12 protein-coding genes are annotated in these 13,511 nt (G+C 57.2%); 7 read left to right on the top strand and 5 right to left on the bottom strand.

What is annotated here, in order from left to right:
- Positions 1 to 32 precede the first annotated feature (32 nt).
- Positions 33 to 986 carry a tRNA-dihydrouridine synthase family protein gene (locus AAA021_RS06310; protein ID WP_349088471.1) on the top strand — a complete coding sequence of 318 codons (954 nt, stop codon included), beginning with the start codon at positions 33 to 35 and terminating at the stop codon, positions 984 to 986.
- Between the two features lie 151 nt (positions 987 to 1,137).
- Here AAA021_RS06310 and AAA021_RS06305 read toward each other — a convergent pair whose 3' ends face one another.
- The 3 genes from AAA021_RS06305 to AAA021_RS06295 all read right to left on the bottom strand — a co-directional run bounded on the left by AAA021_RS06305 (position 1,138) and on the right by AAA021_RS06295 (position 3,362).
- Positions 1,138 to 1,404: a ribbon-helix-helix protein, CopG family gene (locus AAA021_RS06305; RefSeq protein ID WP_055309982.1), complete on the bottom strand. Its 267-nt coding sequence runs from the start codon at positions 1,402 to 1,404 to the stop codon at positions 1,138 to 1,140.
- An 833-nt stretch (positions 1,405 to 2,237) separates the two neighbouring features.
- The gene (locus AAA021_RS06300) at positions 2,238 to 2,483 is read right to left on the bottom strand and encodes a glutaredoxin (RefSeq protein ID WP_117763676.1); all 246 of its coding nucleotides are present in this window, start codon (positions 2,481 to 2,483) and stop codon (positions 2,238 to 2,240) included.
- Positions 2,484 to 2,534: 51 nt separating this feature from the next.
- Positions 2,535 to 3,362, bottom strand: coding sequence for a TipAS antibiotic-recognition domain-containing protein (locus AAA021_RS06295; protein WP_158558640.1), 828 nt, complete (start codon positions 3,360 to 3,362; stop codon positions 2,535 to 2,537).
- 141 nt (positions 3,363 to 3,503) lie between these two features.
- Here AAA021_RS06295 and AAA021_RS06290 point away from each other — a divergent pair, with 141 nt between their 5' ends.
- The 4 genes from AAA021_RS06290 (at position 3,504) to AAA021_RS06275 (ending at position 8,770) form a co-directional block, all read left to right on the top strand.
- Entirely contained in the window at positions 3,504 to 4,241 is a 738-nt protein-coding gene (locus AAA021_RS06290) for a tRNA (N6-threonylcarbamoyladenosine(37)-N6)-methyltransferase TrmO (protein ID WP_229028242.1), read from the top strand.
- Between the two features lie 112 nt (positions 4,242 to 4,353).
- Positions 4,354 to 5,568, top strand: coding sequence for an aminotransferase class I/II-fold pyridoxal phosphate-dependent enzyme (locus AAA021_RS06285; RefSeq protein ID WP_349088469.1), 1,215 nt, complete (start codon positions 4,354 to 4,356; stop codon positions 5,566 to 5,568).
- Positions 5,569 to 5,712: 144 nt separating this feature from the next.
- The gene (locus AAA021_RS06280; protein WP_349088468.1) at positions 5,713 to 6,870 is read left to right on the top strand and encodes an ABC transporter substrate-binding protein; all 1,158 of its coding nucleotides are present in this window, start codon (positions 5,713 to 5,715) and stop codon (positions 6,868 to 6,870) included.
- Positions 6,815 to 8,770, top strand: coding sequence for a response regulator (locus AAA021_RS06275; protein WP_349088536.1), 1,956 nt, complete (start codon positions 6,815 to 6,817; stop codon positions 8,768 to 8,770). Before AAA021_RS06280 ends, AAA021_RS06275 begins: the two co-directional genes overlap by 56 nt.
- Positions 8,771 to 8,840: 70 nt before the next feature.
- On the opposite strand, the gene AAA021_RS06270 is transcribed toward AAA021_RS06275, so the two are convergent.
- Together AAA021_RS06270 and AAA021_RS06265 are read right to left on the bottom strand one after the other, a co-directional pair.
- A complete protein-coding gene (locus tag AAA021_RS06270) occupies positions 8,841 to 9,320 on the bottom strand; it encodes a pyridoxamine 5'-phosphate oxidase family protein (RefSeq protein ID WP_349088467.1) in 480 nt (159 codons plus the stop codon).
- Positions 9,321 to 9,362: 42 nt separating this feature from the next.
- Entirely contained in the window at positions 9,363 to 12,167 is a 2,805-nt protein-coding gene (locus AAA021_RS06265) for a transporter substrate-binding domain-containing protein (RefSeq protein ID WP_349088466.1), read from the bottom strand.
- Positions 12,168 to 12,411: 244 nt separating this feature from the next.
- On the opposite strand from AAA021_RS06265, the gene AAA021_RS06260 reads away from it, so the two are divergent.
- Complete coding sequence (locus tag AAA021_RS06260; RefSeq protein ID WP_055286689.1) at positions 12,412 to 12,837, top strand: potassium channel family protein; 426 nt, start codon at positions 12,412 to 12,414, stop codon at positions 12,835 to 12,837.
- Between the two features lie 36 nt (positions 12,838 to 12,873).
- Complete coding sequence (locus AAA021_RS06255) at positions 12,874 to 13,407, top strand: TIGR00730 family Rossman fold protein (RefSeq protein WP_349088465.1); 534 nt, start codon at positions 12,874 to 12,876, stop codon at positions 13,405 to 13,407.
- Positions 13,408 to 13,511: the final 104 nt, after the last annotated feature.

Genomic DNA, 13,511 nt, shown 5'->3' with positions numbered 1-13,511 from the left:
TTGTCACGTTCGTTGATATGAGAGAAGAGTAGATGATCCTTTCGTTGGCCCCCATGGAGGGGATTACCGGGCATGTGTTCCGTCACGTGCATGCGGAGTGCTTCGGTGCGCTCGATTGCTATTACACGCCGTTTTTGCCGCCGCCGCGGGTGGGAAATCGCTTTGGCGGCAAGGCGTTTAAGGAGATCGATCCTGCCAATAACCAGGGGCTCAACGTGGTGCCTCAGCTGATGTCCAAGAACGCGGACGAGTTTGTGTGGGCGGCGCAGGTGCTCGCCGACATGGGCTATCGCGAGGTCAATCTCAACCTGGGTTGTCCTTCGGGAACGGTTGTCGCCAAGGGCAAAGGATCGGGCTTCTTGCGCAATCTCGACGAGCTCGAGGCGTTCTTAAGCGATGTGTGCGAGCGGTCGCCGTTGCCGGTGTCGGTAAAGACCAGGCTGGGGCTGGAGAATGACGACGAATACGAGCGCGTGCTCGATCTGTATTGCCGCATGCCGTTGGCAGAGCTGATCGTGCATCCGCGCGTACAGAAGGACCGCTATACGGGCTTGCCGCGCAAAGAGTTTTATGGCGAGACGCTGGAGCGTGCGCCGTTCCCCGTGGCCTATAACGGTGACATTTTTGATCTTGAGGATATGGACGCGCTGGTGGAGGCCTATCCCGGCACGCGCCATGTGATGTTGGGGCGTGGCCTGCTCGCGAACCCCGCTCTGGCTCGCATGGTCAAGGGCGGCCCTGCTGCAACGGCTGCTGAGCTGCAGCGCTTCCACGACACGCTGTTTGCGGCATATGCAGAAGAGATTGGCGGCAATGCGGTCTTCCGCATGAAGGAGTGGTGGTTCTACGCCAAGTGCGCTTTCGCTGATCCCGCTACCGTCCACAAGATCGTACGCAAGACCAAAAAGGTCGACGAATACCGCGCTGCCGTCGAGCGCGTCTTTCGTGAACAGCCGCTTGCACCCACAGCTCGCTTCCACGGCTAACTAGTCATCGGGGGCGTTCTTTAACGACTGGTCATTTAAGGACGTCCCCAACGACTATGTAGCAAAAACATGTACACCAGCATCCAAAGATGTCGAAAAATGTCGACTTTGGATGCTGGTGTACATGTTTGGGTCCGACGGGGGAGCGGGCCTAGGCAATCAGTGCATCAAGTGTAATGAGCTCTCTGAGCCGCTCCGTGCGTGTTTGCCCATGGCGTTTGGCTTTTTCGTCAAACGCCTCAAGAATCGATTCGCCCACACGTGCTGATATAACGACGCTCGGCTCATCGGAGATTGGTGGCCTTCCCAACTTGATGGTGTGACCTTTCGGCCACTCATCTTTTTCGTAGGCTTCCGCGGCTTTCTTCAACTCTCCGGGAGCAAACCCCATCATCTTTTCGAGCTGCTTAGCATCCATGGCGCCTCCTATCGATCGACATAATGTCGAGCGCCGGTTCTCGGATTCTCTTTTTGTATACAATTTTGTAGACAAAAATACAAGCAGTTCATCGGGCTAATTAGCTTGTTTTGACCTGCCTGTTCGATAGGAAATGAGCATTGACGGCTTCGATACTCCTTTGCTTTTCAGCTTGGAATTTGGATGCTCATTGAACTTCCGGAGGGGAGCCCTTTATTAAGCTATTGAGATTCTGGGCAGGAGCTCTCACTGGTCTTCGGTAATGGGGCCAGCTTAATTCGCGACACAGTGTGTCGCGAATGGGAGTAGTCGTTAGGTGTCCTTCAATGGCTACTCATATAAGAACGTTCAAGTGTCGGATTTTGTCATTTAGTGTCGCTCTCAGCGACTATTCTGGAGGGTCGTGGTCAAAAAAGGGCAAATATGAGTACTGTTGCCATTATGGTTGCATTTATTTGCTATAAATTGTAGCTCCTGATGAGATTTGTTCCCATTAAGAGCTACTTTTATTGAACATATGAGGAGAAATAACGTCGTCTGCGGACGAGTGGAACGTTGAATAGTTCCTGAAGTGATCAAAATCGCTGCTACTAAACAGGTAGCAGTACTCATATTTGCCCTTTTTTGACCACAGCCCTCTCGGAAACCTTTCCAGAGGCGTCAAACAGCCATAATCCAAAGGTCTCCTCAAACAATTAGCCGGCCAAGAGCGTCCATGACTACCAAAAAGCTGTACGCCAGCATCCAAAGATGTCGAAAAATGTCGACTTTGGATGCTGGTGTACATGTTTGGGTCGTATGGGTTGGGGCCCTGGACGGACAGAGCGTGCGTACTAGAGCAGGTTTTCCTGCACCCACGCGATGATGTCGCTCGATTCGTAGAGTGGTTTGCCGTCGATGAACAGGCAGGGAACCTGGCGTTTTCCGCCGACGGCGATGAGTGTCTGTTCGGCATCGGAATCGGTCGAGATATTGCGCTCGGGAATGGTCACGCCGTTATCGGCCAAAAAGTGCTTGACCTTTAAGCAATACGGGCAGCCGGTCATAACGTACAGCGCGAGCTCGTGATTAGTAGCCATAGGTCTCCAATCGGTTGAGGTTTTGATTGAAATACCCAAAGCCGCCGCGGTCTATGCGCGCGTCAACGAAGACTCGATGGCCTGGACCAGAAACGCCGTGGCTCCGGTGGCGCAGGGCTTGTCGTAGTAGTCAACAAAGCGCTGGTCGGCAAGATAACCGTGGGCGAGGCCCAGGTACGCCTCGTCTTGGGGCTCGCATCCCCAGTTGAGAGCAATCCAGCGACGATGCATCGCGACAAGCTTACGAGCCTCGTTGCTCTCTGGGTCGCCAATGCCCATGGCAATTGAGAGCTGGCCCAGAATAGCGCGTTCAAGTTCCTTCATGTCGTTCCATGTCTCGGGGTCCATGTCCAGCAACGCTTCGTTTGCTGCATCGATAGCCTCATCGCCGTAGCGCGCCCGCGCCTCGGCACCGTAGCGCGCCTCGTTTTCCTGCATGGTGCGCCAGCGCTCCAGTTGCGGCAGGACGGCGCCCATGAGCGAGACGGCTTCGTCGAGCGACATGCCGGTGTTTTGTGCCAGGCGCGGGGCACAATCCTCAATCATTGCCTCCATGGTGGTGTCATAGGTGTACTTGCCGTGGTCGTAGCACCACTTGCAGTAATGATCGGTCGCGGTGCCCGTGGCATCGGTGCCGCAGTCGTCGGGCGTGAGTATCATGCCGCAGCTCTGGCAATAGTGCTCAGGCATTTCGAGCAGGTGGGACAGCGGTTCTCCGGTTACGGCGGCGATGAGCTTCATCATGTCGATGCCCGGTGTGACCTCGCCGCGCTCCCACCGGCTGATGGCCTGGCGTGTGACGAAGAGCTTAGCGGCAAGCTGCTCTTGGGTAAGGTGATGGGCGCGACGGACAGCAATGAGCTTTTCTGCAAAGGCCATAGCGGCTCCTTTCTGCTGGTTGATGGCTTAAGCATACGCGGCGGCAGGCGCCCTTCCAAGCAACCGTTGGTTGCACGACGGGGGACCGCGGCGAAGAATTGCGCGCAACGCCCCACGCCTCCATGCCGTACAATGACCGGCATGGAACCTATCGCACGCATACATACCGACCTGCCGCAGAAGTTCGGCATTCCGCGCAACAGCTTTTTGGCGCCCCATCTGCAGGGACGAATCTTTTTTGAGCCGGAATTTGCCTCCAATGCAGCGGTTGAGGGCCTGGACTCCTTCTCTCACCTGTGGCTGCTGTGGCGCTTCGAAAACGGAACGCCCGGCGGCACGGCTAAGGATATTGCCGTCGACGCTAAAACGCAGGACAGGTCCGGCACCAACGCAAAATGGTCGAAAACCGTGCGCCCGCCGCGTCTGGGCGGAGCCGAACGTGTGGGAGTGTTTGCCACGCGCAGTCCGTTTCGCCCTAATCCCATCGGGCTCACCTGCGTCAAGCTTGATCGTGTCGAGCTCACCGACGATGGCCCCATCATCCATGTGTTGGGGGCCGACCTGCGCGACGGTACGCCCATCTACGACATCAAGCCCTACATTCCGTTTGCGGACTGCCACCCGGATGCGACCGGAGGCTGGATCGAGGATGCTCCGTGGCAAGAGCTCGATGTTGAGTTTCCGCAAGCACTGCAGGATATGGTCCCGCCCGCAAAGCTCCTCGGCTTGGTCGAGGTCCTTCGCCAAGACCCGCGCCGCGCGGGCAGCAAGCACGAGCCACACCGCGTCTATCATCTGGCTTACGCCGGGCTCGACATATCGTTTACGGTCGATGAAACCCAGCTAACCGTAGTTGCCGTCAACGACGCGCAAGACTAACCAGCCATTCGTCCGCACCCGTCAAATTAAGCGCCAAACCCCGCGCCAAAACCGCCCACGCTGGTGGACAATAACGCCTACCAAAACAATCAACTTTGCACGGGAGTCCAGCATGAAATACGACTTCACTTCAATCATCGACCGCCACGGCATGGACGCCATCGCCGTTGACTCTTGGGGTGAGATCCCCGGTATGGCCCCGAACGCACCCGACGAGGGCTTCGACCGCATTCCCATGTGGGTGGCCGACATGAACTTTGCCACGGTGCCCACGGTCCAGGAACACATCATTCAGCGCGCCCAGCACCCCATGTTTGGCTATTTCAATCCGCGCTCCGAGTATTTCGACCGCATCATCGAATGGCAGAGCCGCCGCAATGGCGTCGAGGGCCTGCGCCCTGAACATATCGGTTACGAAAACGGCGTGCTGGGCGGTGTCGTGTCGACGCTGCGCGCGTATGTCCAGCCGGGCGATGCGGTGCTGGTCCACAGCCCCACCTACATCGGCTTTACCAAGTCCATTGAGGCCGCGGGCTATCGTATTGTCCATAGCCCGCTTAAGCTCGACGATCAGGGCGTGTGGCGCATGGACTTTGAGGACATGGAGTGCAAACTCGCCCAAAACCACATCCATGCCGCGGTGTTCTGCTCGCCGCACAATCCCTGCGGCCGCGTATGGGAGCGCGACGAAATCGAGCGCGCCATGGACATCTATCGCCAGCACGATTGCGTGGTGATTTCGGACGAGATTTGGTCCGATATCATCCTGCCGGGGCACAAGCACATCCCGACGCAGTCGGTGAGCGAGGATGCCCGCATGCGCACGGTTGCCCTCTATGCGCCGAGCAAGACGTTTAACCTGGCGGGCCTTGTCGGCAGCTACCACATTGTCTACAACGAGACGCTGCGTGACCGCATCTGCGCCGTGTCCAACAAGACCCACTACAACGAGATGAATGTCCTCTCCATGCATGCGCTTATCGGTGCCTACCAGCCGCAGGGCTACGAGTGGGTGGACGAGCTCAACCAGGTGCTTGCCGGCAATATCGAGTGCTTCTGCGATTACGTGGACGGGCATTTTGAGGGCGTGTCCTATTCGCGTCCGCAGGGCACGTACATGGTGTTTCTGGACTGCACCGAGTGGTGTCGCGAGCATGGCCGCGATATTCAGTGGCTGCTCGACGAGGGGGCGCGCGTGGGCGTGGGATATCAGGACGGCCGCCCGTTCCACGGGCCCTGCCACATTCGCGTGAATCTGGCGCTGCCGCTTTCGCGCGTAAAGGAAGCGTGCGACCGCCTGGACCGCTACGTTTTTAATGCACGGTAAGTGAGCACTGCATGCGGGGCCTTCTGCCAAGTCGGCTGGAAGGCCCCACATGGTAAAACGTCTGTAGCCATTGGGCACTCGTGTGGTTTTGTTTGCTATTATTTTTTACCATTTCAGTCTGTAAACAGGATCGTATGGAGCTCGATGAAAAGGTCCCGTCGCTCGGTTGCCATTTCGTTGTTTGTTGCGCTTGCGGTAGCGTGCGCCTTTGTCGTAGCGATAGCCGGCTGTTCCGGGTCGAATGGCAGAGCCTCGACGTCTGCATTAGAAGGCCTGGATGCCTCGCAGGCCAAAGACGACAACCTTAAGACGCTCAACGTCGGCAGCGACCTCTATCCACCGTTTGTGTATACCGACGAGTACGGCGATATCGTTGGCCTGGATGTCGAGATATTGACCGAGGCTTTGGCTCGCATTGGTTACAAGCCAAAATACCAGCTGATCGACTGGGAAAAGAAGAAGGAGCTGCTGGCGAGCGGCGAACTCGATTGTGTCATGGGCAGCTTTAGTATGACGGGTCGCGAAAACGAATATCGTTGGGCCGGCCCGTACCTTGCGAGCCGCCAGGTGGTTGCGGTCGATCCCCAGAGCGATATCTACACGCTTGCCGATCTTGAGGATAAGATCGTGGCGGTTCAGTCCACCACCAAGCCCGAGGACATTTTGCTCAATCGCATAAATGAAAACGTTCCGCAGATCAAGGAACTCTACAGCTTTTCGGACGGTTCATACCTGAACCCGGCGCTCGTCGAGGGCCTGGTCGACGCTATCGCCGCGCATGAGTCCTCGTTCCTCACCTACGAAAAAGACTATGGTGTGACATATCGCATTTTGGATGAGCCGCTGCTAGAGGTCGGTTTGGGCACCGCTTTCGATATCAACGATACGCGTGGCATCGACGTCAAGCTCACTCATGCCTACCAAGAAATGCTTGCCGATGGCACCATGGAACGCCTGGTGTCAAAGTACTTCGATGACCCTTCGCCATTTTTGAATATGGAGGCCTGTCATGATCGATGCGCCCGACCACGCTGCTCAGGAGCGGGGCAATCGTTCGGCAGGGGCATGGCTCCTTGTCGCTCTGCTGGGGATAGCGCTCTCGGTTGTTGCCGGCATGATGAGCTACGATTACACGACGGCCCAAGCCGAGCAGCGCTTTGCCGACGTTGTCGATTACGTGGCGACGCAGAGCCTTTCCTACGATGCATTCAACAGCGCCTATACGACCAAAAACCTGATTCGCGTTATGGAGATCGCCGGAGAGGCTGCCCGCGATATGGAGCGCGACGGTTCGGTGGATAACGCCATGCTGGAGCAATACGCCGACCAGTTCAACGTGAGCGCGCTGATCGTGACGGACGCATCGGGCAATTTGGTGTCCGAGTCCTCGACGGGCGATGTGGACTACGGGTCGCTCGCTACGTATCTCAAAGAATCACCCGTGCTTGAGGTGGCAACTCATCCGCTTAAGTCCTATACCGCCCGCATCACGCTTGCGGATGATTCGGTCGCAGACATTGGCTGCGTGACTCGGCAGGATGGCGAGGGCATCGTTATCGCGGTAAGGCATCAGAGCGCGAAAGCGGTTGCAAGCAATACACTCAAACTGCAGAGCTTGCTTGATGGCTATGAAACCATCGATAGCGGCAATATCGTGATCGAAAGCGACGGCAAGGTCGTTGCGACCAATGCCGTTGAACCCACCGTATTGGGCGTGTTCGATCTGCCTGCGACGGATGTCTTTATTGTCGACGGTATTAAGGATCGATGCCTGGCTGGTAAGGTCAGATTGGTTAACGCCGACGGCGAGTGGTATTTGGGCACATTTGGAAAAGCGCACAAATTCTATGTGTACACCTATGCCTCGGCGCAGCGCTACTTTGAGGTCGCCGCGGCTGTTGCCGCCGGCGTGCTGGTGCTCTACGGCGGTGTTATAGCCGTTGTTGTGACGGTGCGTCGCCGCGCTGATCGTCGACGTTTGACGGACTTGCTGCAGCAGGAGCGCGACTATGGCGACAAGCTGGCAAAGGCGGCGCGTGAGGCCTCGTCTGCCAACTCGGCAAAGACGGAGTTTCTGCGTCGCATGAGCCACGATCTGCGCACGCCCATCAACGGCATTCGCGGCATGGTCGAGGTTGGCGATGCCAATGCGGACGATCTGCAAAAGCAGACCGAGTGCCGCTCAAAGATCTGGACGGCATCGGGACTGCTGCTCGACCTTGCCAACGAGGCCCTGGATATGAGTCGCCTGGAGAGCGGGCAAATCGATCTGGAGCTTGTTCCCACAAACTTGGTGACCCTCAACCACGAGGTGCGCGATATTCTGGAGCGCCAGGCCGAGGAGCGTCTGGTGACAATTATCTGCGACCAGCAGACGCTTAATCATCCCTATGCGCGGGTGAGCGTGACGCACCTCAAGCGCTTGTTGCTCAATATTGCCGGCAATGCCGTCAAGTACAACCGCCAGGGCGGCTATGTTCGCCTGGTGTGCCGCGAGGTGGAGCCAGCGGATGGCGTCCCCGTCTATGAATACACGATCGCCGACAACGGTATTGGCATGAGCGAGGAGTTCCAACAGCGCCTCTACGAGCCGTTTTGCCGTGAGGGGCAACAGGTGGAAGGCGCTTCATCGGGAACTGGCCTGGGCGCGCCTATCGCAAAACAGTTGGTCGAGCTTATGGGCGGAACCATGAGTTTTACGAGCGTCTTGGGGCAGGGGACGACGTTTACCATCCGCCTGCCGTTCGAGAAATGCAAGCGCTCCGAGATTCCTCAGGCTGTGCGCGTGGACGCGGGAGACGGCGATGCACTCCAGGGCTTGCGCGTTTTGCTCGTAGAGGATAACGATCTGAATGCCGAGATCGCGCAGTTTACACTCAGCCGTGCCGGTGCCGTCGTGACGCATGCTAAGGATGGCGAGTCTGCCGTTGAGGCGTTTGCCGCGAGCGCACCGCACGAGTACGACGTGGTGTTGATGGACATCATGATGCCTGGCATCGATGGCCTTGAGGCCACGCGTCGGATTCGAGCACTCGATCGCGAGGATGCCGCGACCACGCCGATTATCGCCGTGAGTGCCAACGCCTTTGCCGACGACCGCAGACTTTCGCGCGAGGCGGGCATGGACGCGCACCTGAGTAAACCCGTGAGCTCGCAAGAGCTCGTCGAGGCGCTTGCGCACATAGCTGCCGACGCTTCATAAGCATATGGCCCGGTTCCAAGGTGGGTTGGAACCGGGCCATATTGCTATTTGTGAGTTTTGCTTTTGAGGCTTACTTTTCTTGAATCTGCTTGCCGCAGAGATGCTCAATCGTAATCTCGTAGAGCCGGACGCCCTTAATGTCCTTGGCGATTTCCTCTTCGACCTCCTCGGCAGAAGGGTAGTACTTAAGCGCGAGCTGGCGGACTTTATCCTCGATAAACGCGGGGGTGTCATTCGCCAGGCGACAGCGGCCAAAAACCACGGTACTCATAACGTAGGGAGCCCAGTCACCGTCCTTGTACCACTCGTTGCCGTAAACGGTAAAGCAGACCTTGTCATCGCGCTTGAGTGAATCGACCTTGTGGCCGGCCTTGGCGCCATGGAAATAAATCTTGTCGTGCTCGGTGTCAAAGAAGTAGTTGACGGGAATGGCGTACGGGTAGCCATCGTCGCCGTTGACGGCAAAGACGCCGCGCTTGCAGGTAGCGAGCAGCTCGCGCGCTTCCTCGTCGGTGATGGCGCGTTTCTTTCGACGTAAGGGCCTAAACATCGTTGGCTTCCTTTCTGGTCGTGCGTGGTAGTTGAGCACAAACTATAGCGAAACGGATCCGTTTTTCTTGATGCGGGCGAGTATGTTTTTGAGCTTGTTAAAGTCGAGCGGTTTGGACAGATGGGCGTTCATGCCGGCGTCATGTGCCGCCTTGGAGTCCTCGGCAAAGGCGTTGGCGGTGAGCGCGATGATGGGGATATCGGCTGCATCGACCTTCTCGCTCAGACGAATCGTGCGGGTTGCCTCATAGCCGTCCATGTCCGGCATCATAATGTCCATCAGGATCGCATCGAAGCTGCCGGCGGGATGCGACAGGTACAGATCGACGACTTCGTTGCCGTTGGCGGCGCGGGTGACCACGATGCCCTCGGATTCTAGCAGCGCCTGGGCAATCTCGGCATTCAATTCGTTGTCTTCGGCGAGCAGTACGTTCATGTCGGCGAGCGAGCAGTCGAGCGCCCCCTCGACCGTATTCGCCCGCGCCTGGGGGTTCTTGTCGATATCGAGCGGAATCTCCACGTAGAACGAGGTGCCCGCATGGAGCTCGCTGGTGACTTCGATGGTGCCGCCCATCAGTTCAATAAGCGACTTGACGATTGGCATGCCCATGCCGGTTCCTTGGAACTTGCTACGCGCATCGTTACCTTCTTGGGCAAACGGCTCATAGATATGCTTTAAAAACTTGGAAGTCAGGCCAATGCCGGTATCCGAAACGCTAAAGCAAAAGAGCGCGCGCCCGTTATCGAGTGGCTTGGTCTTTGAGCTAAAGGTGACGGAGCCGCCGTGCTTGTTGTACTTAATGCTGTTGTCTAACAGGTTGATCATGATCTGTCGGATATGGGTGGGACTGCCGACCATGTATGGCCCCGTGGTGTATGGCAGACTATTGTCCTGCATGGTGATGCCGTTATCGGATGCGCGGAGCTTGCACAGCACTAGCGTATTGTCACAGAGCTCTTTGAGGTTAAAAGGCGCATGTTCCAGTGTTATCTTGCGGTCTTCAATTTTGCCCATCTCGAGGATGTCGTTAATCAGCGAGAGCAGGTGATTGGCGGCAACACGAGCCTTGGCGCGGCTTTCGCGGGCGACCTGGATATCGCCTTCCTTCAATTCCTCGATATCGATAAGGCCCAGGATGCCGTTGAGCGGCGTACGGATGTCGTGGCTCATGCGCGTGAGGAATGCCGTCTTAGCGGCGTTGGCGGCGTCGGCTTTTTCGCGCTCGGTTCGAGCGCGCACGAGCGCCCAGATGAGCAGGACGATGCTGACCGACAACATACCGATGAGGGTGGAGGCAACGGCGGTGCGGTTGCGATAAAGGAATTGAAGCGTGTTGGATTCCTGGGCCGTGTACGACGTAGAGGAGTAATTGCTTGCGGAGAGCGATTCTCCGGCATTGATGATGCCCTTGTTGATGATTCCCAGCAGCTCGGGCTTTCCGCGCGAAATCCAGCACGAGAGCTCGCAGGTGTCAGGGAGCTCGACCGTCTCGCAGTCCTCGAGATCATAACGATCGCCGAGGGTTTTTACGCGTGAACTGGGAGCGACGACGCAGCGCGCCGTTCCCCTCCTGAGGGCGTCGAACGCTTCATCGTCGGATCGGTATTCGGTCACGGTCGCTGTGGGGAACAGACTTTCAAGTACGTTTCGGTTGATAAACGATGATTTGGTACAGGCGATGTTCTGAAGGTCTTTGTTCAGGTTGCTTCCGCTGTGGATGGCGGTGAGGGATATGGTCCCCAACGATACCGACTGCACAACGCCTGATTGCTCGGCAAACCAGTAATCTCGGTATACCGGCAGCGCGACGTCTATGCTTCCCTTTGACAGGGCCTTTGACATCATCTTGTAGCTATCAAAGGCGACGGTTTTGACCGTAATGCCAAATTTATCGTGCAACGTCGTCGCAAGCGATGCGAGCGAGCCTTCCATTTTGCCGTCTTCGTCTTCGTTGCAGTAGGGGAGTTTGCCCGTAATGTAGCCGAGCGTGATGGTGTTGTTGTTCGCCTTGAGCCAGGCGCGCTCATCGCCGGTGAGCGAGGATGATCCGCTGTTTTGCGCTGAATAGTTCGATTTGACCTCGTCGTTATAGCGGGGGTTGACGCGGTTGATTGCCGCCATTGCGGAGTTGATGTTGTCCATCAGGTCGGGGCGGCTTTTGGGAACGGCAAAGTAGTAATCGCTCGAACCGACGTAGAACATGGGCGACGCCTCGGGCGACGAAATGGTGTCGTTCATGATGATGGCGTCGACCTCGCCGTTTGCGAGCGCGTCAAAGAGAACGGAGCCTCCGTCATACTCCCTGTATGTGCAGGCGATTCCCTCGTTGGCGAGCCACTGCTGGCCGACGATGGTTTGCATAACACCGGAGTTGTAACCGATGGTGAGACCCTGGAGTGCTTGAGGGTCACCCTTGGCCAGGTCGTCACGGTCGGGCCTGGCGTAGATGTAGTAGCGCTCGGTGCCCTCGGGGTTCGAGGAAAAGAGCAGCTTTTGGGCGCGTTCCTCGGAGTAGGAGATGTTGGGCATGAGGTCGATCTCGCCTGCCTCGAGCATGTCCATAAGCTCGGTGAAGGTGCCGGAGACGTATTCGTACCGCCAGCCGGGCGTGTAGTACGACAGGGTCTGGAGGTACTCGTAACCCCATCCCGAGAGACGCTCGCCGGGGGTGCCGTTCTGGAAGCCCTCGTTGTTGACGAGCCAGCCGACGCGGACCGTCTTGACTGGCTGACTAGAGTCATCGGCAAAAGCCTGGACAGGCGCGATGGAACTCAGTGCGGCAAGCGCGGCAAGCACAATGGCCAGGGCGCGACATATAACTGAACGAAGGACAGTGGCAGCTCTCACATGCAATCCTAACGAATCGAGACAATACCGCATAAGGATACCAGCTCAGCCTGCCCAGTCGGCAGCTGTACCGCTAAACGCTCCCGCCCGGCAGTCATCGGGGACGTTCTTAAACGACTAGTCATTGGGGACGTTCTTGTTTGACTGGTCATTTAAGAACGTCCCCAATGACTAGTTCCGTTTGCTGGGGAGGCGTGGGACAATACCGAGCGAACGTGATTGGTTGTCCGTGGAAGGGGTCGCGATGAAAAAGCTCAGGACGCTTGCCGATGTGCTGCGACAGGCTGGCTTTGCACGCATTACGGGCCTGTTTCTTATTTTCTATCTGCTTTGCTCGACGGCTGTCTGGCTGTCCGAGCCCACGACCCTCACGTTTGGCGATGGTCTCTGGTTTAGCTTTGAGACGGTCTCGACGATTGGCTTTGGCGATATCCCCGCTGAAACGCCGGTTGCCCGCGGCATTACCGTTATCCTAAGCGTCATCAGTATCTTCTATATCGCCATGCTTACGGGCGTGGCGGTGAACTACTGCAATACGCTTATCAAGATGCGCCAAAAGGACACCATGGCGCGCTTTATGGACGATCTTGAGCATTTGGAAGAACTCGACCGCGATGAGCTCGCCGATTTGTCGCGCCGCGTGCGCGAATACCGTCGCCGGCAACGATAGAACGGGTGCCGCGCGTCACGACGAGGGGGATTGCATATGAACATCACCGTCTACCTGGGCGCGAGCGTCGGCAACGACCCGGCGTTTCTGCCCGCAGTGCAGGAGCTGGGCAATTGGATTGGCGCCAACGGACACGCGCTCGTATACGGCGGGTCCAAATCGGGACTGATGGGCGCGCTCGCCGATAGCGTACTCGAGGCAGGCGGACATGTGACGGGTGTGGAGCCGAGCTTTTTTATCGAGGCAGAGTTTCAACACGACGGAATCGACGACCTTATCGTGACGAGCGACATGGCCGAGCGCAAAGCCAAGATGATCGAGCTCGGCGATGCGTTCATCGCATTTCCGGGCGGCACGGGCACGCTCGAGGAGATTGCCGAGGTTATGTCCGCGGTGTCGTTGGGGCATCTCGATGCGCCGTGCATTTTGTACAACCTGAACGGTTACTACAACGACCTCAAGGCGCTGCTCGGGCACATGATTGATAAGGGGCTTTCGAGCCTGAAGCGCCAGCACGGCATCTACTTTGCCGACGATTTGCGCGAGATTGCCTCGATTATCAACGGATAAGCCTTGAGCCTGCCCCACTATGGCTCCCAATGGTGCCGTTTGCGGCGCAGACGGTTGGCTTGTCTGGGCCACACTCGCTCTACAATAAAACGTATCTATGTCGA

Source organism: Collinsella sp. CLA-JM-H32, assembly GCF_040098165.1.
Classification (GTDB): Bacteria; Actinomycetota; Coriobacteriia; order Coriobacteriales; family Coriobacteriaceae; genus Collinsella.
This window is presented reverse-complemented; position numbering and strand designations above follow the sequence as displayed.

Excerpts from the sequence above, each read along its gene's own strand:
- AAA021_RS06310 (WP_349088471.1), top strand. The coding sequence starts at position 33 with ATGATCCTTTCGTTGGCCCCCATGGAGGGGATTACCGGGCATGTGTTC.
- AAA021_RS06305 (WP_055309982.1), bottom strand. The coding sequence starts at position 1,404 with ATGGATGCTAAGCAGCTCGAAAAGATGATGGGGTTTGCTCCCGGAGAG.
- AAA021_RS06300 (WP_117763676.1), bottom strand. The coding sequence starts at position 2,483 with ATGGCTACTAATCACGAGCTCGCGCTGTACGTTATGACCGGCTGCCCG.
- AAA021_RS06295 (WP_158558640.1), bottom strand. The coding sequence starts at position 3,362 with ATGGCCTTTGCAGAAAAGCTCATTGCTGTCCGTCGCGCCCATCACCTT.
- AAA021_RS06290 (WP_229028242.1), top strand. The coding sequence starts at position 3,504 with ATGGAACCTATCGCACGCATACATACCGACCTGCCGCAGAAGTTCGGC.
- AAA021_RS06285 (WP_349088469.1), top strand. The coding sequence starts at position 4,354 with ATGAAATACGACTTCACTTCAATCATCGACCGCCACGGCATGGACGCC.
- AAA021_RS06280 (WP_349088468.1), top strand. The coding sequence starts at position 5,713 with ATGAAAAGGTCCCGTCGCTCGGTTGCCATTTCGTTGTTTGTTGCGCTT.
- AAA021_RS06275 (WP_349088536.1), top strand. The coding sequence starts at position 6,815 with ATGGAGATCGCCGGAGAGGCTGCCCGCGATATGGAGCGCGACGGTTCG.
- AAA021_RS06270 (WP_349088467.1), bottom strand. The coding sequence starts at position 9,320 with ATGTTTAGGCCCTTACGTCGAAAGAAACGCGCCATCACCGACGAGGAA.
- AAA021_RS06260 (WP_055286689.1), top strand. The coding sequence starts at position 12,412 with ATGAAAAAGCTCAGGACGCTTGCCGATGTGCTGCGACAGGCTGGCTTT.
- AAA021_RS06255 (WP_349088465.1), top strand. The coding sequence starts at position 12,874 with ATGAACATCACCGTCTACCTGGGCGCGAGCGTCGGCAACGACCCGGCG.